Source organism: Streptomyces sp. NPDC033177, from assembly GCF_055577715.1.
Genome location: NZ_JBVIPS010000005.1, coordinates 360402 through 377351, shown reverse-complemented (window position 1 = coordinate 377351; position 16950 = coordinate 360402). Strand labels below are relative to the sequence as shown.

Annotated in this window: 18 protein-coding genes; 13 read left to right on the top strand and 5 right to left on the bottom strand. The window is 70.3% G+C overall.

From position 1 onward, the window contains the following. The first annotated feature begins 8 nt into the window (after window positions 1-8). Genes tsaB through ACZ5U5_RS19715 form a run of 4 tightly spaced genes read left to right on the top strand, consistent with a single transcriptional unit; the run spans window position 9 to window position 2527 of the window. A complete protein-coding gene (tsaB, locus tag ACZ5U5_RS19730) occupies window positions 9-665 on the top strand; it encodes a tRNA (adenosine(37)-N6)-threonylcarbamoyltransferase complex dimerization subunit type 1 TsaB (protein ID WP_469023216.1) in 657 nt (218 codons plus the stop codon). A 29-nt stretch (window positions 666-694) separates the two neighbouring features. Next, window positions 695-1168 carry a ribosomal protein S18-alanine N-acetyltransferase gene (gene rimI / locus ACZ5U5_RS19725; RefSeq protein ID WP_469023761.1) on the top strand — a complete coding sequence of 158 codons (474 nt, stop codon included), beginning with the start codon at window positions 695-697 and terminating at the stop codon, window positions 1166-1168. After that, a complete protein-coding gene (tsaD, locus tag ACZ5U5_RS19720) occupies window positions 1161-2273 on the top strand; it encodes a tRNA (adenosine(37)-N6)-threonylcarbamoyltransferase complex transferase subunit TsaD (RefSeq protein WP_469023213.1) in 1113 nt (370 codons plus the stop codon). Before rimI ends, tsaD begins: the two co-directional genes overlap by 8 nt. After that, entirely contained in the window at window positions 2270-2527 is a 258-nt protein-coding gene (locus tag ACZ5U5_RS19715; RefSeq protein ID WP_469023210.1) for a hypothetical protein, read from the top strand. The genes tsaD and ACZ5U5_RS19715 overlap by 4 nt, the downstream gene beginning before the upstream one ends. A gap of 279 nt (window positions 2528-2806) precedes the next feature. Here ACZ5U5_RS19715 and ACZ5U5_RS19710 read toward each other — a convergent pair whose 3' ends face one another. Beyond that, window positions 2807-4042 carry a class I SAM-dependent methyltransferase gene (locus ACZ5U5_RS19710; RefSeq protein ID WP_469023758.1) on the bottom strand — a complete coding sequence of 412 codons (1236 nt, stop codon included), beginning with the start codon at window positions 4040-4042 and terminating at the stop codon, window positions 2807-2809. An 82-nt stretch (window positions 4043-4124) separates the two neighbouring features. Here ACZ5U5_RS19710 and ACZ5U5_RS19705 point away from each other — a divergent pair, with 82 nt between their 5' ends. The 4 genes from ACZ5U5_RS19705 to groL all read left to right on the top strand — a co-directional run bounded on the left by ACZ5U5_RS19705 (window position 4125) and on the right by groL (window position 7623). Continuing rightward, on the top strand, window positions 4125-5084 hold the full coding sequence (locus ACZ5U5_RS19705; protein ID WP_469023208.1) for a polysaccharide deacetylase family protein: 960 nt from the start codon (window positions 4125-4127) through the stop codon (window positions 5082-5084). Beyond that, the gene (locus ACZ5U5_RS19700) at window positions 5081-5371 is read left to right on the top strand and encodes a hypothetical protein (protein ID WP_469023206.1); all 291 of its coding nucleotides are present in this window, start codon (window positions 5081-5083) and stop codon (window positions 5369-5371) included. The genes ACZ5U5_RS19705 and ACZ5U5_RS19700 overlap by 4 nt, the downstream gene beginning before the upstream one ends. A gap of 187 nt (window positions 5372-5558) precedes the next feature. Further along, entirely contained in the window at window positions 5559-5867 is a 309-nt protein-coding gene (gene groES, locus ACZ5U5_RS19695) for a co-chaperone GroES (protein WP_006347174.1), read from the top strand. A gap of 130 nt (window positions 5868-5997) precedes the next feature. Beyond that, on the top strand, window positions 5998-7623 hold the full coding sequence (gene groL / locus ACZ5U5_RS19690) for a chaperonin GroEL (RefSeq protein WP_469023203.1): 1626 nt from the start codon (window positions 5998-6000) through the stop codon (window positions 7621-7623). Between the two features lie 146 nt (window positions 7624-7769). Here the strand turns inward: groL and ACZ5U5_RS19685 are convergent, their stop codons facing one another. Further along, window positions 7770-8543 (bottom strand): SDR family NAD(P)-dependent oxidoreductase, encoded by a 774-nt coding sequence (locus ACZ5U5_RS19685; RefSeq protein WP_469023200.1) that lies wholly within the window; start codon window positions 8541-8543, stop codon window positions 7770-7772. A 33-nt stretch (window positions 8544-8576) separates the two neighbouring features. Next, the gene (locus tag ACZ5U5_RS19680) at window positions 8577-9254 is read right to left on the bottom strand and encodes an MOSC domain-containing protein (protein WP_469023197.1); all 678 of its coding nucleotides are present in this window, start codon (window positions 9252-9254) and stop codon (window positions 8577-8579) included. A gap of 79 nt (window positions 9255-9333) precedes the next feature. Here ACZ5U5_RS19680 and ACZ5U5_RS19675 point away from each other — a divergent pair, with 79 nt between their 5' ends. Then, window positions 9334-10230: a LysR family transcriptional regulator gene (locus ACZ5U5_RS19675; RefSeq protein ID WP_469023195.1), complete on the top strand. Its 897-nt coding sequence runs from the start codon at window positions 9334-9336 to the stop codon at window positions 10228-10230. A 33-nt stretch (window positions 10231-10263) separates the two neighbouring features. Here the strand turns inward: ACZ5U5_RS19675 and ACZ5U5_RS19670 are convergent, their stop codons facing one another. Beyond that, window positions 10264-10608, bottom strand: a complete 345-nt coding sequence (locus ACZ5U5_RS19670; RefSeq protein ID WP_469023192.1) for a WhiB family transcriptional regulator — start codon at window positions 10606-10608, stop codon at window positions 10264-10266. 389 nt (window positions 10609-10997) lie between these two features. Here ACZ5U5_RS19670 and ACZ5U5_RS19665 point away from each other — a divergent pair, with 389 nt between their 5' ends. The 4 genes from ACZ5U5_RS19665 (at window position 10998) to ACZ5U5_RS19650 (ending at window position 15394) form a co-directional block, all read left to right on the top strand. Then, window positions 10998-11609: a response regulator transcription factor gene (locus ACZ5U5_RS19665; RefSeq protein ID WP_003948568.1), complete on the top strand. Its 612-nt coding sequence runs from the start codon at window positions 10998-11000 to the stop codon at window positions 11607-11609. A gap of 266 nt (window positions 11610-11875) precedes the next feature. Beyond that, window positions 11876-12451: a sigma-70 family RNA polymerase sigma factor gene (locus tag ACZ5U5_RS19660; protein ID WP_363208749.1), complete on the top strand. Its 576-nt coding sequence runs from the start codon at window positions 11876-11878 to the stop codon at window positions 12449-12451. Between the two features lie 152 nt (window positions 12452-12603). Next, window positions 12604-14109: an IMP dehydrogenase gene (gene guaB, locus ACZ5U5_RS19655; protein WP_469023190.1), complete on the top strand. Its 1506-nt coding sequence runs from the start codon at window positions 12604-12606 to the stop codon at window positions 14107-14109. Window positions 14110-14269: 160 nt separating this feature from the next. After that, window positions 14270-15394, top strand: coding sequence for a GuaB3 family IMP dehydrogenase-related protein (locus ACZ5U5_RS19650; RefSeq protein ID WP_409059206.1), 1125 nt, complete (start codon window positions 14270-14272; stop codon window positions 15392-15394). Window positions 15395-15488: 94 nt separating this feature from the next. Here the strand turns inward: ACZ5U5_RS19650 and ACZ5U5_RS19645 are convergent, their stop codons facing one another. Continuing rightward, window positions 15489-16742, bottom strand: a complete 1254-nt coding sequence (locus ACZ5U5_RS19645) for a nucleotide sugar dehydrogenase (RefSeq protein ID WP_469023187.1) — start codon at window positions 16740-16742, stop codon at window positions 15489-15491. Window positions 16743-16950 lie beyond the last annotated feature (208 nt).

Below are 16950 nucleotides of genomic sequence, written 5' to 3'. Positions count from 1 at the left end.
CTATTCGCGTGCTCTTGCTCGCTCTGGATACCGCCACCCCCGCCGTCACCGTCGCGCTGCACGACGGCTCGTCCGTCGTCGCAGCCTCCAGTCAGGTGGACGCCCGCCGACACGGCGAGCTGCTGCTCCCCGCCGTCGACCGGGTGCTCGCCGAGGCGGGCCGCAGGCTCGACGCCGTGACCGGCATCGTCGTCGGCGTGGGCCCCGGCCCGTACACCGGTCTGCGTGTCGGCCTGATGACCGCCGACACCTTCGGCCTCGCGCTCGGCGTGCCGGTGCACGGGGTGTGCACGCTCGACGGCCTTGCGTACGAGTCCGGCATCGAGGGCGGCCCCTTCGTCGTCGCCACCGACGCGCGCCGCAAGGAGGTCTACTGGGCGCGGTACGCGGACCCGCGCACCCGCCTCACCGAGGCCGCCGTGGACCGCCCCGCCGACATCGCCGACGAGGTCGCGGGCCTGCCCGCGGTCGGCGCCGGCGCGGTCCTCTACCCCGAGACCTTCCCGGACGCCCGCGCCCCCGAGCACGTCTCGGCGGCCTCGCTGGCCGCGCTGGCGGCAGAAAGGCTGGCCGCGGGCGAGGAACTGGCCGCGCCCCGGCCGCTGTACCTGCGGCGCCCCGACGCCCAGGTCCCCAAGAACTACAAGGTGGTCACCCCCAAGTGACGTCCGTGACGACAGTCGTCCTGCGCGAGATGCGCTGGTGGGACATCGAGCCCGTCTTCGTCCTGGAGAAGGAACTCTTCCCGGACGACGCGTGGTCGCGCGGCATGTTCTGGTCCGAGCTCTCCCACGCGCGCGGTCCGCTGGCCACCCGCCGCTATGTGGTGGCCATGGACGACGAGCGTCTCGTCGGTTACGCGGGGCTCGCGTCCGGCGGTGACCAGGCCGACGTACAGACCATCGCGGTGGCCCCGAGCCACTGGGGCACGGGGCTCGGCTCCCGGCTCCTTACCGACCTGCTGAACGCGGCGACCGCCTTCGAGTGTGCCGAGGTCATGCTCGAGGTGCGGGTCGACAACACCCGGGCGCAGAAGCTGTACGAGCGCTTCGGTTTCGAGCCCATCGGCTTCAGGCGCGGCTACTACCAGCCGGGCAATGTGGACGCCCTCGTCATGCGCCTGACCGATCCATCAACTTCCGTACAAGGATCCGACACCCATGGCTGACTCGCGCGACCAACCTCTCGTTCTCGGCATCGAGACCTCCTGTGACGAGACCGGCGTCGGCATCGTCCGCGGCACCACCCTGCTCGCCGACGCCATCGCCTCCAGCGTCGACGAGCACGCCCGGTTCGGCGGCGTCGTGCCCGAGGTCGCCTCGCGCGCGCACCTGGAGGCGGTGGTGCCGACCATCGAGCGCGCCCTGAAGGAAGCGGGCGTCACGGCCAAGGACCTGGACGGCATCGCGGTGACCGCCGGGCCCGGCCTCGCGGGCGCGCTGCTCGTGGGCGTATCGGCGGCCAAGGCGTACGCGTACGCGCTCGGCAAGCCGCTCTACGGCGTGAACCACCTGGCCTCGCACATCTGCGTGGACCAGCTGGAGCACGGCGCCCTGCCCGAGCCGACGATGGCGCTGCTCGTCTCCGGCGGCCACTCCTCGCTGCTGCTCTCCACCGACATCACCTCGGACGTGCGGCCGCTGGGCGCGACCATCGACGACGCGGCGGGTGAGGCCTTCGACAAGATCGCGCGGGTGCTGAACCTGGGCTTCCCCGGCGGTCCCGTCATCGACCGGTACGCGAAGGAGGGCGACCCCAATGCGATCGCGTTCCCGCGCGGTCTCACCGGGCCGCGCGACGCCCCGTACGACTTCTCCTTCTCCGGTCTGAAGACGTCCGTCGCGCGCTGGATCGAGGCCAAGCGGGCGGCGGGCGAGGACGTGCCCGTTCGCGATGTGTCGGCGTCCTTCCAGGAGGCGGTCGTCGACGTGCTGACCCGCAAGGCCGTGCGGGCCTGCAAGGACGAGGGCGTGGACCACCTGATGATCGGCGGTGGCGTGGCCGCCAACACGCGGCTGCGCGCCCTGGCGCAGGAGCGCTGCGAGGCGGCCGGGATCCGGCTGCGGGTGCCGCGGCCGAAGCTGTGCACGGACAACGGCGCGATGGTGGCCGCGCTGGGCGCGGAGATGGTGGCACGGAACCGCTCGGCCTCCGACTGGGACCTCTCGGCGGACTCCTCGCTGCCGGTGACGGAGCCGCACGTGCCGGGCCACACGCACGACCACGGCCACGATCACGTGCACGAGGTCAGCAAGGAGAACTTGTACTCGTGACCGTCGCGCTGATGTGGGAGGCCCGCGCCGCCGACGGGCGGGGCGAGGAACTGCTCGCGTGGGCGCGGGCCCAGGTCCTGGACGGCGAGCCGGTCCGCCGGGAGAGCTTCCGCGCCCCGCAGGACCGGGTCCTCGTGCTGACCTGGTGGAACGCCGCGTACGACGCCGACCTCCCCGAACTCCCGGAGCCCGCACCGGAGTTGGTGACGCGGGCGGTGCACAGGTGGCGGTTCGAGTCGGCGGGGCTCGGCTGACGCGCCCTGCCGTCGCGGGTGGTTCAGGGCGCCGGGCCTGCACCAGAAGCCCGTCGATGACCGCTCCCAGCTGAGTGGGCGGTGGCGTCGGGCGTCACCGGGGTGGCCGTCGCCACGGCGGTGCTGCATCGCGCTCCCCTACGGCCACAACCTGCGCAGCCGTACGGCCAAGAAGATTCGTCGCAGACTCTGGGCGAGAAGCCCGGACGAATCAGCCCGTCCGGCGTTTGAGGACGAACTCGGCGGAGCCGGTGATCAACGGGGGCGGAGACTCCCGTCTCAGGCTTCCGTCACCGGCCGCCCGATCAGCATCGTCGGCGCCCCCGCCACCCGCGTCAGGAACACCGTCGCGGAGTTCTTGCCCTGCGGCTTCACCTTGCGTCGCAGTTCCTCCGGCTCCACTGCCGAGCCCCGCTTCTTCACCGTCAGGATCCCGACCTCCCGCTCCCGCAGCACCGTCTTCAACTTCTTGACCCCGAAGGGGAGTTGGTCGGTGATCTCGTACGCCACCGCGTACGGCGTCGCGTGCGGCGCGTCGGAGGTGACGTACGCGATGGTCTCGTCGATCAGACCGCCCTCCACCCGCGCGGCCACCTCCGCGACCAGATGCGCACGGATGACGGCGCCGTCCGGCTCGTACAGATAACGCCCCACCGGCCGTACCCCCGGATCCGGCAGCATCGCGTCGAGCGAGGACCACAGGGAGGCGCCCGAGGGCAGCAGGGTCGCCCGGTGCGAGGAAGGGGCGTCCGTGCCGAACCACAGCACGGCCTCCTTCACGTCTCCGCCGTCCGAGATCCACTCCGCCGCGGCGTCGGCGGGCACCGCCTCGTGCGGAACGCCGGGCGCGATCTTCAGTGCCGCGTGCGGGGCCTTGCGGGCGGCCTCGATCGCCCAGGAGAGCGGCGGGGAGTATGCCTCGGGGTCGAAGATCCGGCCTCGCCCGCCGCGCCGCGCCGGGTCCACGAAGACCGCGTCGTACGCGGACGTGTCGACCTCGGTGACATCGGCCTCGCGCACCTCGATGAGGTCGGCGAGGCCAAGGGCCTCCGCGTTCGCGCGCGCCACCGCGCAGGTCAGCGGGTCACGGTCGACGGCGAGGACGGCGATCCCGGCGCGCGCGAGGGCGATGGCGTCGCCGCCGATGCCGCAGCAGAGGTCGGCCACACTCCGTACGCCGAGCGCCCTGAAGCTCTCGGCGCGGTGCACGGCCACGCTCGTCCGGGTCGCCTGCTCGACGCCGTTCGGCGTGAAGAACATCCGCCCCGCGTCCTCGGCGCCGAACTTCGCCACCGCACGGCGCCGCAGCCGCGCCTGCGCGAGCACCGCCGTGACCAGCTCCGCCGGGTGCTCGCGGCGCAGGCGCGTCGCGACGGCCAGCTCCCGGGCCGGATCGGCCTCCCGCACCTCGTCGAGATCGAGCAGCGACCGTCCTTCGGGGGTGAGCAGCGGGGAGAAGGAGGTCAGGGCGGTCGGGGCAGTCGGATCACGGTCGAGGTCGTTCACCCGGCCCATTGTGGGCCAGTCGGTGGATGGTGCGCGCCCGGTGGCGGTGTCGGCCCGGCACCGGGCCTGTGAGCTGCAAAGATCCGGCGCCATGCAACTAGTACGACAAAACGACGAATTCAGCCAAAAATGGCAGAGCCGGGGGCGGGGCCCGGCGCGGCGTCGGGTCAGGGGACAAGTGCGTGCCGGGGTGGCCGTGCTCGTCGTCGCCGCGATCGCCTCCGGCTGCGCCTCGGGCGCCGACGGCGGCGCGAACCCCGCCCCCGGTCAGCAGCGCCTGGACGCGCCGCCCGCCCGCGCCCTCGACTCCTACGCCCACAAACTCCGCGTCACCCAGGTCGCCCGCGCCGCAGCCGCGAAGCGCTGGGGCCTGGCGAAGACCCCGCTGGCCGCACCGCATGCCCCGGACAATAAGCCGCGGATCACCACCCGCAAGGGGTTCGAGGTCAAGGGGCAGGAGAGTCTGCCGCCGGTCTTCACGACGATCCCGACCAAGAAGAAGATCGTCTTCCTGACCATCGACGACGGCGCCGAGAAGGACCCGGAGCTGCTCAAGATGATGAGCGAACTCCAGATCCCGTACACCGCATTCCTCAGCGACTACCTGGTCAAGGAGGACTACGGCTACTTCAAGAAGATGCAGTCGCGCGGTGTCGTCCTGAACAACCACACCCTCAACCACCGCTACATGCCGGGTCTCTCGTACGCGGGCCAGCGCCGCGAGATCTGCGGCATGCAGAACGTCATCCAGAAGCGCTACGGCAAGCGGCCCGAACTCTTCCGCCCGCCGTACGGCAACTACAACGCGGACACGCTGCGGGCCGCCAAGTCCTGCGGGATCAAGGCCGTGCCGCTGTGGGCGTCCGAGGCCTTCGCCGACCACATGGAGTGGCGCGAGTGGGACCGGGACCTGCACCCCGGCGACATCATCCTCACGCACTTCAGGGGGCGCGAGGACTGGAAGGGCAGCATGCCCGACATGGTCCGCAAGGTCATGAAGACGGTCACCGACAAGGGGTACGCGGTGGCCAGGCTGGAGGACTACCTGTGACCGGGCGGGCGCGGGCGCGCCACTGCCTCGCCGCGGCCGTCGCGGCAGGCGTGCTCGCGCCCGCGCTGCTCGCCGGGTGCGCGCAGTCGGTGGACCCGATCGAGCGCCTCGGCCGCAAGGCGGCGGAGAAGGTCCCGCCGCGGAAACCGGGGGCGTCGCCCAGCTGCGCCCCACCCGCGGGAGCGCCGAAAGCCGGGCGGCACACGGCCGCGGAGACGGAACCGCCCGACGTGAAGGAACGTTGCCCCGAGGGGCGCGGGGGCCCTTCGGCGTCCCCGTCGGGATAAGACCCGCGTCAGTGAATTAGCAGTCCGCTTGACCGAGTGCTAATCGTCGTCCTAGTCTCGGCCTTGGCACTCACCACTGGAGAGTGCCAACCAGCGACGGGCAGGTCCGGCACCCGCGACGACGGATCCACCTGGTCGCCACCCCAGACTGTTAACCCCGTAGATCTCCGAAGGGGGAGACCGGATCGTGACGACCGCCAGCTCCAAGGTTGCCATCAAGCCGCTCGAGGACCGCATTGTGGTCCAGCCGCTCGACGCCGAGCAGACCACGGCCTCTGGCCTGGTCATTCCGGACACCGCGAAGGAGAAGCCCCAGGAGGGTGCTGTCCTCGCCGTGGGCCCGGGCCGCTTCGAGAACGGCGAGCGCCTGCCGCTCGACGTGAAGGTCGGCGATGTCGTGCTGTACAGCAAGTACGGCGGCACCGAGGTGAAGTACAACGGCGACGAGTACCTCGTCCTCTCGGCTCGCGACGTGCTCGCGATCGTCGAGAAGTAATTCACTTGCTTCACCTGCTTCACCAGTTTTGCTTTTGAGTTGCGCCCCTGGTCACCCCGCTGCTGATTGCCGGGCGGCGAGGGGCGCAGTTCGTTTGAACCCGATTTTTCGAGAGGGCTGAACCGCTCCCATGGCGAAGATCCTGAAGTTCGACGAGGACGCCCGTCGCGCCCTCGAGCGCGGCGTCAACAAGCTTGCCGACACGGTCAAGGTGACGATCGGCCCCCGCGGCCGCAACGTCGTCATCGACAAGAAGTTCGGTGCTCCCACCATCACCAACGACGGCGTCACCATCGCCCGTGAGGTCGAGGTCGAGGACCCGTACGAGAACCTCGGCGCGCAGCTCGTCAAGGAGGTGGCGACCAAGACCAACGACATCGCGGGTGACGGCACCACCACCGCGACCGTGCTCGCCCAGGCCCTGGTCAAGGAAGGCCTGCGCAACGTAGCCGCCGGCGCCTCCCCGGCCGCCCTGAAGAAGGGCATCGACGCCGCCGTCGCGGCCGTCTCCGCGGAGCTCCTCGCCACCGCGCGCCCGATCGACGACAAGGCCGACATCGCGGCCGTCGCCGGTCTGTCCGCCCAGGACCCGCAGGTCGGCGAGCTCATCGCCGAGGCGATGGACAAGGTCGGCAAGGACGGTGTCATCACCGTCGAGGAGTCCAACACCTTCGGTCTCGAGCTGGACTTCACCGAGGGCATGGCCTTCGACAAGGGCTACCTGTCCCCGTACATGGTGTCCGACCAGGAGCGTATGGAGGCCGTCCTCGACGACCCGTACATCCTGATCCACCAGGGCAAGATCTCGTCCATCCAGGACCTGCTGCCGCTGCTCGAGAAGGTCATCCAGACCAACGCCTCGAAGCCGCTCCTGATCATCGCCGAGGACGTCGAGGGCGAGGCCCTTTCGACCCTGGTCGTGAACAAGATCCGCGGCACCTTCAACGCCGTCGCGGTGAAGGCCCCCGGCTTCGGCGACCGCCGCAAGGCCATGCTCGGTGACCTCGCCACCCTCACCGGCGGCACCGTCATCGCCGAAGAGGTCGGCCTCAAGCTCGACCAGGTCGGTCTCGACGTGCTGGGCACCGCCCGCCGCGTGACCATCACCAAGGACGACACCACCGTGGTCGACGGCGGCGGCGACGCCTCCGAGGTCGCGGGCCGCGTCAACCAGATCAAGGCCGAGATCGAGTCCACGGACTCGGACTGGGACCGCGAGAAGCTCCAGGAGCGCCTCGCGAAGCTGGCCGGCGGCGTGTGCGTCATCAAGGTCGGCGCCGCCACCGAGGTGGAGCTCAAGGAGAAGAAGCACCGTCTGGAGGACGCCATCTCCGCGACCCGCGCCGCGGTCGAGGAGGGCATCGTCTCCGGTGGTGGCTCCGCTCTGGTGCACGCCGTCAAGGTCCTCGAGGGCAACCTCGACAAGACCGGCGACGAGGCCACCGGTGTCGCCGTCGTCCGCCGCGCCGCCGTCGAGCCGCTGCGCTGGATCGCCGAGAACGCCGGCCTCGAGGGCTACGTCATCACCTCGAAGGTCGCCGAGCTCGACAAGGGCTTCGGCTTCAACGCCGCGACCGGTGAGTACGGTGACCTGGTCAAGGCCGGCGTCATCGACCCGGTCAAGGTGACGCGCTCCGCGCTGGAGAACGCCGCGTCCATCGCGTCGCTGCTGCTCACGACCGAGACCCTGGTCGTCGAGAAGCCGGCCGAGGAAGAGGGCGACGCCGCGGGCCACGGCCACGGTCACTCGCACTGACCTCGCCTGACGCTGCCGCGTAGCTGAAACGGAGGCCCGGCACCCCACTTCGGGGTGCCGGGCCTCCGTGCTTTCTTGGGTGCGATCCCGTCGTGGCCTGTCGCGCAGTTCCCCGCGCCCCTTACGGGGCGCTCGTCGCAGAGCCTCTACTGCGGGCCGTACTTCCTGCCCGTCCTCGACGTCACTCCGCCCAGCAGCGCCCTCGGCGTCACCTTCACCACGCCCATCAGCGCCTTGTAGCGGGGGTCCGGGATGGACAGGGTCTTGCCCCGCGCCAAGTCGGAGAGCCCGGCCGCGACCAGCTTGTCCGCGTCGAGCCACATCCACTTGGGGATGTTCGACGTCCCCATCCCCGCGCGCTCGTGGAACTCGGTCCGTACGAAGCCGGGGCACAGGGCCATCAGCCGCACCCCGGAACCGGCCAGGTCCTTCGCCGCGCCCTGGGTGAACTGCACGACCCACGCCTTCGACGCGCCGTACGTCCCGCGCGGCACGAACGCCGCCACCGAGGCGACGTTGACGACGCCGCCGCGGCCCCGCTCCCGCATCGACTCCGTCGCCGCCGACGTCAGCCGGAGCACCGCCTCGCAGTGCACCTTGAGCATCGTCAGCTCGTCCTCCATCGGCACTTCCAGGTACTGGCCCTTGTTGCCGAACCCGGCGTTGTTCACCAGGAGGTCGACCGCGTTCCTGCGGTCCGCGAGGCGCTTCTCGACGGCGGCGATCCCGTCGTCGGTCGCGAGGTCCGCGGTGAGCACCTCCGCCTCGATGCCGTGCCGGTCGTGCAGTTCGGTCGCCTGTTCCCGCAGCCGCTCGGTGTTCCGCGCCACCAGGACCAGGTTGTGGCCGTCACCGGCGAGCCGCCGGGCGAAGGCTGCGCCGATACCGGCGGTCGATCCCGTAATCAGAGCCGTAGTCATGGCCCAAGGCTAGTGAGATCCAAAGGCCTCCGGTCACGGCGTCCGTGAACCGTACTGGTCCGCATACTTACGAGCCGTCTCGATCAACTCGGGATGCAGCGCCTCACCGGCGGCGAGCAGGCTCGGCAGCAGGTGCTTCTCCGTCATCACCGCCCTGAACTGGAGGGCGACGGTGACATCGTGCTCCGGGCGGTGCGCGATCTCTACCGTGTCCCCGGCGCGGATCTCACCCGGCTGGATCACCCGCAGATAGGCGCCGGGAAGCCCCCGCTGCGTGAAGCGCTTGACCCACTTCGTCTCGCCGAGATGTCCCTGGAACGTCTGGCAGGGGATACGGCCCGACGTCACCTCCAGGAGCAACTCGGGCCCGACGCGCCAGCGCTCGCCGATCTTCGCGCCGCTCACGTCGAGGCCGGACGTCGTGAGGTTCTCGCCGAAGCAGCCATGGGGCAGCGGGCGGCCGAGCAGCCGTTCCCACGCGTCGAGGTCCTCGCGCGCGTAGGCGTACACCGCCTGGTGGTCGCCGCCGTGGTGCCGCGTGTCGCAGACCTCGTCCCCGGCGAGGCCGCTCCCGCCGACGCCTTTGGGGCCGGGCGCCGTCACCCGTACGGCCCCTTCGGCGGGCTGCTTGTCGATGCCGGTGCCGCCGGAGGGGGCGTCGGTGTAGTCCACGGCTTTGAACCGGCCCAGATTCACGGAAAGAAGCTTCATGGCGGCAGGCTAGGCGAACACACTCAAAGCGTCGACGCATTATTGGGCGTCTGATCCAAGCGTCGCTTATGCTTGATCCATGATCGAGGCCCGCCATCTCCGTGTCCTGCGTGCGGTCGCCGCCAGCGGCTCCTTCTCCGCCGCCGCGCGCGAGCTCGGCTGCACCCAGCCCGCCGTGAGCCAGCAGATGAAGGCACTCGAAGCCTCCGCGGGCACGACCCTCCTGATCCGCACCGGGCGGGAGATGCGCCTGACCCAGGCGGGCGAGGCCCTGGTCCGGCATGCCACCGGGATCCTGGCGGGCCTGACGGCAGCCGAGGAGGAGGTCGCCGCGATCGCGGGCCTGCGGGCGGGCCGCGTCCGCCTCGTCTCCTTCCCCAGCGGCAGCTCGACACTGGTGCCGAGCGCCCTTGCCGCCCTGCGCGCGGCTCACCCCGGTACGCGGGTCTCGCTGGTGGAGGCCGAACCGCCGCGCTCGGTCGAGATGCTGCGCGAGGGCGACTGCGACGTGGCGCTCGCCTTCCGCTACGAGGGCGCGTCCGCCGCCGAGGAGTGGGACGACCTGGTCGTACGCCCCCTGCTCGCCGACCGGCTCGTCGGCCTCGTGCCCGAGGGGCACCGGCTCGCCAAGGCCGAGTCGGTCGCCATCGGGGAACTGGCCGACGAGCCGTGGATCGCGGGCTGTCCGCGCTGCCGCAGGCAGCTGGTCGAGGTCTGCGAGGGGGCGGGTTTCGTGCCCCGGATCGATTTCGCGACCGACGACTATCCGGCGGTGATCGGTCTGGTCGGCGCGGGCCTCGGGGTCGCGGTGCTGCCCGAACTGGCCATCGAGTCCGTTCGCCCCAAAGGTGCACGCACAGTGACGGTGGAGCCTGCCGTCCAGCGCGAGATCGTCGCGCTCACCCTGCCGGATCTGGCGCAGGTGCCCGCGGTGGCGGCCACACTGGACCACCTCGCGCGCGCCGCGGAACGCTGAGCGTTTCCCGGAGAAACGTTCCTTCAAATAGCTTCAGGTGTGCGTGATCATGCCGCCGTGTGAGGCCGACGCGGCGGGTGCGGATGTAGTGACCAGGCGGTTGCGCGCGCGGCCCATGAGCTCTTCGCGCTCGTCCTCGGTGAGCCCGCCCCACACGCCGTACGGCTCCCGTACCGCGAGGGCGTGAGCGGCGCACTCCGCTCGTACCGGGCACCTCATGCAGACCTCCTTGGCGGAGTTCTCACGCGCGCTGCGTGCCGCGCCCCGCTCGCCCTCGGGGTGGAAGAAGAGCGAGCTGTCGACCCCGCGGCAGGCCGCGAGGAGCTGCCAGTCCCAGAGATCAGCGTTCGGTCCGGGAAGGCGGGAGAAATCTGCCATTGCTTGTCTCCTGGTAGCCGTTCTGCGCGGATACGGTGCCCACGACCGTACATCTACTGTCTAAGGAGATGAAAATATGACTCATTGGAAAATCTAGCCACAGACACCAGCAAAAGGGAAGGAAGAGGGCTAAATGGGGCATTGGTTGTGATGAAAGGTTGAGGGTCTCTTGCGCTCTCTGCTCTGTGTCCGCGCCCTCACGTAGAGTGCCGAACGTGGCTGACCGCCCCGTAACTCTTTCGGGTGACCGTCGTTGAGAGTGCGAGGCGGTTGAAAGAACAAGCGCTCGGGCAGATGTCCGAGAGCGTCAACCGCACAGGTGACGAATATGTACCAGCCTGGAGGCTCAAGGTGACGCGCAGCAGCTGTGAGAGCCGCGGAGGACAGTCATGACATCCGTCCTCGTCTGCGACGACTCCCCGCTTGCCCGAGAGGCGCTCCGCCGCGCGGTGGCGACCGTGCCCGGCGTCGAGCGTGTGACGACGGCGGCCAACGGCGAGGAAGTCCTCCGCCGCTGGGGCGCCGACCGCTCGGACCTGATTCTGATGGACGTACGCATGCCCGGTCTGGGCGGCGTGGAGACGGTCCGGCGGCTGCTGTCCGCCGACCCCGGTGCGCGCATCATCATGCTCACCGTGGCCGAGGACCTGGACGGCGTCGCGCTCGCGGTCGCCGCCGGTGCCCGCGGCTATCTCCACAAGGACGCCTCGCGCGCCGAGCTGCGCGCGACCGTCACCCAGGCGCTCGCCGACCCGACGTGGCGGCTGGCTCCGCGCAGACTGCGTTCGGCCGAGATGGGTGCCGCGCCCACCCTCACCGCGCGTGAGATCCAGGTGCTCGAGGGCATGAGTCACGGCCGGTCCAACGCCGAGATCGGACGTGAGCTTTTTCTCTCCGAGGACACGGTCAAGACCCACGCCAGGCGGTTGTTCAAGAAGCTCGGCGCCTCGGACCGCGCGCACGCCGTGGCGCTCGGTTTCCGCTGGGGCCTGGTCCGATAGGTGTGCCGCCGTGCGGGCACGGCGATCCCCGCCCGCCGTGTGGTGGGCGGGGTGACGGACGCCCGTCGCTCCCCCTCGCGGGAGCGGTTGCCGTTGCTTCGCCGCCGATGCCGCATCCTTGAGGTGTGGAGTTCCTCGGGGACAGGTCGGTCGAGCGGGAGGGGAGGGCGCACGAGATGAGTTCCGGCGCACCTGCTCATAACGCTTCGGTGCACAACTACGGACGTGGTGCCACGGATCAATCGGCGCCAAGGCACCATGGACCGATGCGCGATGACAAGACGACGGTGATCGGTGCCCTCGTCCTTCGCGCGGTCGAGGGTGACGAGCAGGCGACGCACGATCTGCTGGCTCATGTACACCCCCTGGCGCTGCGGTACTGCCGCACCAGACTCTCCCGACTGCCCGGCGACGCGCGGCACTTCGTGGAGGACCTTGCGCAGGAAGTGTGCGTCGCGGTCCTCCTCGCGCTGCCCCGGTACAAGGACACGGGGCGCCCCTTCGAGGCCTTCGTCTTCGCCATCGCCGCGCACAAGGTCGCCGACCTGCAGCGCGCCGCGATGCGCCATCCCGGGTCCACCGCGGTGCCGTCGGACGAGATGCCCGAGCGGCCCGACGACTCTCTCGGCCCCGAGGAGCGCGCGCTGCTCAGCAGCGATGCCGCGTGGGCCAAGAAGCTCATGGCGAACCTCCCGGAGAACCAGCGCGAGCTGCTGCTCCTGAGGATCGCGGTCGGACTCACGGCCGAGGAGACCGGGCAGATGCTCGGCATGTCGCCGGGGGCTGTGCGGGTCGCGCAGCATCGCGCGTTGAGCCGGTTGCGGGCCCTGGCCGAGCAGTAAGGATCAGCGGTCGCTCGGCGAGCGCCTTCGGTGTCCGTTCATGACGTATGAACGTACGAACCTGATCGATGATCTTGATCGTGGAATGAGACACCCTCCGTTCCCGTTAGCATGGACATCCGCACCGATCAAGGCCATTTGGGGAAGGTGTCATGACTGCAAACGTCGACGGAGTGCCCGAGAAGTTCGCGACGCTCGGGCTGACCTACGACGACGTGCTGCTGCTGCCCGGCGCGTCGGAAGTGCTGCCGAACGCGGTCGACACCTCGTCCCGCATCTCCCGCAATGTGCGTGTGAACATCCCGCTGCTCTCGGCGGCCATGGACAAGGTCACCGAGGCCCGCATGGCCATTGCCATGGCGCGGCAGGGCGGCGTGGGCGTGCTGCACCGCAACCTGTCCATCGCGGACCAGGTCAACCAGGTCGACCTCGTGAAGCGTTCCGAGTCCGGCATGGTCACCGACCCGATCACGGTGCACCCGGACGCGACGCTGGCCGAGGCGGACGCGCTGTGTGCGAAGTTCCGCATCAGCGGTGTCCCGGTGACCGATCCGGCGGGCAAGCTGCTCGGTATCGTCACCAACCGCGACATGGCCTTCGAGAACGACCGCAGCCGTCAGGTGCGCGAGGTCATGACGCCGATGCCGCTGGTCACGGGCCAGGTCGGCATCAACGGCGTGGACGCCATGGAGCTGCTGCGCCGCCACAAGATCGAAAAGCTTCCGCTGGTCGACGGGGCCGGGGTACTCAAGGGCCTCATCACCGTCAAGGACTTCAAGAAGGCCGAGCAGTACCCGAACGCGGCCAAGGACGCCGAGGGCCGCCTGCTCGTGGGTGCCGCGGTCGGAGCCAGCCCCGAGGCGCTGGAGCGGGCACAGGCGCTGGCCGGGGCGGGTGTGGACTTCCTCATCGTCGACACCTCGCACGGGCACAACAGCAACGCGCTGAGCTGGATGGCGAAGATCAAGTCCAGCGTCGGCATCGACGTCATCGGCGGCAACGTCGCGACGCGTGACGGCGCCCAGGCCTTGGTCGACGCCGGTGTCGACGGTGTCAAGGTCGGTGTGGGCCCCGGCTCCATCTGCACCACGCGTGTGGTCGCCGGTATCGGCGTCCCGCAGGTCACCGCGATCTACGAGGCGGCGCTCGCCGCCCGCGCGGCCGGCGTCCCGGTCATCGGCGACGGCGGTCTGCAGTACTCCGGTGACATCGGCAAGGCGCTCGCCGCCGGAGCCGACACGGTGATGCTGGGCAGCCTGCTCGCCGGCTGTGAGGAGTCTCCCGGCGAGCTCATGTTCATCAACGGCAAGCAGTTCAAGTCGTACCGCGGCATGGGTTCCCTCGGGGCGATGCAGTCCCGTGGGCAGGGCCGCTCGTACTCCAAGGACCGCTACTTCCAGGCTGAGGTGGCCTCGGACGACAAGCTCGTTCCCGAGGGCATCGAGGGTCAGGTGCCGTACCGCGGCCCGCTGGCCAACGTGCTGCACCAGCTCGTCGGCGGCCTTCGCCAGACGATGGGCTATGTGGGCGCCGCGTCCATCGACGAGATGGAGACCAAGGGCCGCTTCGTGCGCATCACGTCGGCAGGTCTCAAGGAGAGCCACCCGCACGACATCCAGATGACGGTCGAGGCGCCGAACTACGCGAACAAGCGCTGACCCGTTCGCTGACCCGTTTTCGCCGCGCACGCGCGCGTGGGGGCGGTCCCGATTCCCGGGGCCGCCCCCTTTGCGCGCGTCGGGGATACTGGAGCGGCAGACCGAGTGCCGAAGTGCCGAAGAAGTGCGAAGTACCGAAGAAAGCTGAAGGGCCACCCACGTGACTGAGATCGAGATCGGGCGCGGCAAGCGCGGCCGCCGGGCGTACGCCTTCGACGACATCGCCGTCGTGCCGAGCCGTCGTACCCGCGACCCGAAGGAGGTCTCGATCGCCTGGCAGATCGACGCCTACCGCTTCGAGCTGCCCTTCCTGGCGGCGCCGATGGACTCGGTCGTCTCCCCGCAGACCGCGATCCGCATCGGCGAGCTGGGCGGCCTCGGCGTCCTGAACCTCGAGGGGCTGTGGACGCGGTACGAGGACCCGCAGCCGCTGCTCGACGAGATCGCGGAGCTGGACACCGACAACGCCACCCGCCGCCTCCAGGAGATCTACTCCGCGCCGATCCAGGCCGACCTGATCGGGCAGCGCATCAAGGAGGTGCGCGACTCGGGCGTGGTCACCGCCGCCGCGCTCTCCCCGCAGCGCACCGCCGAGTTCTCCAAGGCGGTCGTGGACGCCGGTGTCGACATCTTCGTCATCCGCGGGACCACCGTCTCGGCCGAGCACGTCTCCGGTGCCGCCGAGCCGCTGAACCTGAAGCAGTTCATCTACGAGCTCGACGTGCCGGTGATCGTCGGCGGCTGCGCCACGTACACCGCCGCACTGCACCTGATGCGTACCGGCGCGGCCGGTGTCCTCGTCGGCTTCGGCGGCGGCGCCGCGCACACCACGCGCAACGTCCTGGGCATCCAGGTGCCGATGGCCACCGCCGTCGCGGATGTCGCGGCGGCCCGTCGTGACTACATGGACGAGTCCGGCGGCCGGTACGTCCACGTCATCGCGGACGGTGGCGTCGGCTGGTCCGGCGACCTGCCCAAGGCGATCGCCTGCGGCGCCGACTCGGTGATGATCGGCTCCCCGCTGGCGCGCGCGACGGACGCGCCGGGCAAGGGCCACCACTGGGGCATGGAGGCCGTCCACGAGGACGTGCCGCGCGGCAAGCGCGTCGACCTCGGTGTGGTCGGTACGACGGAGGAGATCCTCAGCGGTCCCTCGCACATCCCGGACGGCTCGATGAACTTCTTCGGGGCGCTGCGCCGGGCGATGGCGACGACGGGCTACAGCGAGCTCAAGGAGTTCCAGCGCGTCGAGGTGACGGTCGCGGACTCGCAGCACAGCCGCTGACGGTTCAGCTCAGTTCGGCTCTACGGAGGGCCCCGGTATGCGTACCGGGGCCCTTCTTGTGTGTCCTGTCGCTTCTTGTGTGTCCTGTTCGCTCTCAGAGGCGGTGCGCCGCGCCCGCCGGGGTGGCGCCGCGGGTGTCGAGGAGCAGCTGGGCCTTTACCGCGAGACCTTGCAGGTCGTACGTGCGGTGGTGCTGGAGCAGGATCGTGAGGTCGGCGTCGGCCGCCGCCTCGTAGAGGGAGTCCGCGCGGGGGACGGGGTGGCCGAGCACGCTCCAGCTGGGCACGTAGGGGTCGTGGTAGCTGACGGCGGCGCCCATCTCCATCAGGCGGGTGGCGACCTCCTGGGCGGGGGAGCCCTGCTGGTCGGCGAGGTCGGGCTTGTAGGTGACGCCGAGGAGCAGGACGCGGGCGCCGCGGGCCGACTTGCCGTGTTCGTTGAGCAGGGTCGCCGAGCGCTGGATCACGTAGCGGGGCATGCGGTCGTTGACCTGCTGGGCCAGCTCGACCATGCGCAGGGGGCGTGCGCCGCGGCCGGGGCCGGGGATGTCCAGGGGGACGCCGTGGCCGCCGACGCCGGGTCCCGGCCGGAAGGCCTGGAAGCCGAAGGGCTTGGTCTCGGCACAGCGGATGACGTCCCACAGGTCGATGCTCAGGTCGTGGCAGAGCACGGCCATCTCGTTGACCAGGGCCATGTTCACGTGCCGGTAGTTGGTCTCCAGGAGGTGCACGGTCTCGGCCTCGCGTGGGCCACGCGCGCGGACGACCTTGTCCGTGAGGCGGCCGTAGAAGGCGGCGGCCGACTCGGTGCAGGCCGGGGTGAGGCCGCCGATGACCTTGGGGGTGCCGACGTAGCCGTGGGTGCGGTTGCCCGGGTCGAGGCGGCCGGGGGAGTGCGCGAGGTGGAAGTCGCGCCCGGCGCGCAGGCCTGACCCCTCTTCGAGGATGGGGCGCAGGAATTCCTCCGTGGTTCCGGGGTAAGCGGGTGACTCAAGGATCACCGTGGTGTGCGGGCGCAGCCGCGCGGCCAGGGCGCGGGCGGCTTCGGCCACCTGGCTCAGGTCGAGGCTGCGGTCGGCCGCCGGAGGGGTGGGAGCGCAGATGACCGCGGTGCGCACCCGGCCGAGCTGGACCGGATCGGTGGTGGGCCTGAAGCCCCCCGAGAGCATCCGGCGGACATCGGCGGCCGTGAGGGTTCCCTCGGCGCCGTCGCAGGGCAGGCGGCCGCTCGCCAGGTCGACGGCGCGGGCGGGGTCGTAGCCGATGGTGGCGATGCCGCCGGAGACGGCGGCCTGGGCGAGGGGCAGGCCGAGGTGGCCGAGACCGATGACGGCGAGATCTGCGGGCATGGCGGTGGGCCGTCCTCCCAATAGCCGGAGCGGGACGAGCGCGCAAGCCCTGTGGACAAAGTGGACCAGCGCAATGTCAGACTAGGAGTAAATATGACCGTTATGCGGCATTGCGGTGCGCCGGGCGTCGGAGTGTTGACCGCGAGTTGGCCGCACGTTGTCCACAGGCGGCGGCCGAACTCAGCGGACCCGGCCAGAATCTGGGCAT

Bases quoted from the DNA above. Each gene is read 5' to 3' on its own strand.
- ACZ5U5_RS19670 (WP_469023192.1), bottom strand. From the start codon at position 10,608: ATGGCAGATTTCTCCCGCCTTCCCGGACCGAACGCTGATCTCTGGGAC.
- ACZ5U5_RS19665 (WP_003948568.1), top strand. From the start codon at position 10,998: ATGACATCCGTCCTCGTCTGCGACGACTCCCCGCTTGCCCGAGAGGCG.
- ACZ5U5_RS19675 (WP_469023195.1), top strand. From the start codon at position 9,334: ATGATCGAGGCCCGCCATCTCCGTGTCCTGCGTGCGGTCGCCGCCAGC.
- ACZ5U5_RS19685 (WP_469023200.1), bottom strand. From the start codon at position 8,543: ATGACTACGGCTCTGATTACGGGATCGACCGCCGGTATCGGCGCAGCC.
- tsaD (WP_469023213.1), top strand. From the start codon at position 1,161: ATGGCTGACTCGCGCGACCAACCTCTCGTTCTCGGCATCGAGACCTCC.
- ACZ5U5_RS19645 (WP_469023187.1), bottom strand. From the start codon at position 16,742: ATGCCCGCAGATCTCGCCGTCATCGGTCTCGGCCACCTCGGCCTGCCC.
- ACZ5U5_RS19660 (WP_363208749.1), top strand. From the start codon at position 11,876: ATGCGCGATGACAAGACGACGGTGATCGGTGCCCTCGTCCTTCGCGCG.
- ACZ5U5_RS19680 (WP_469023197.1), bottom strand. From the start codon at position 9,254: ATGAAGCTTCTTTCCGTGAATCTGGGCCGGTTCAAAGCCGTGGACTAC.
- ACZ5U5_RS19705 (WP_469023208.1), top strand. From the start codon at position 4,125: ATGCAACTAGTACGACAAAACGACGAATTCAGCCAAAAATGGCAGAGC.
- groL (WP_469023203.1), top strand. From the start codon at position 5,998: ATGGCGAAGATCCTGAAGTTCGACGAGGACGCCCGTCGCGCCCTCGAG.
- guaB (WP_469023190.1), top strand. From the start codon at position 12,604: ATGACTGCAAACGTCGACGGAGTGCCCGAGAAGTTCGCGACGCTCGGG.
- ACZ5U5_RS19710 (WP_469023758.1), bottom strand. From the start codon at position 4,042: ATGGGCCGGGTGAACGACCTCGACCGTGATCCGACTGCCCCGACCGCC.
- rimI (WP_469023761.1), top strand. From the start codon at position 695: ATGCGCTGGTGGGACATCGAGCCCGTCTTCGTCCTGGAGAAGGAACTC.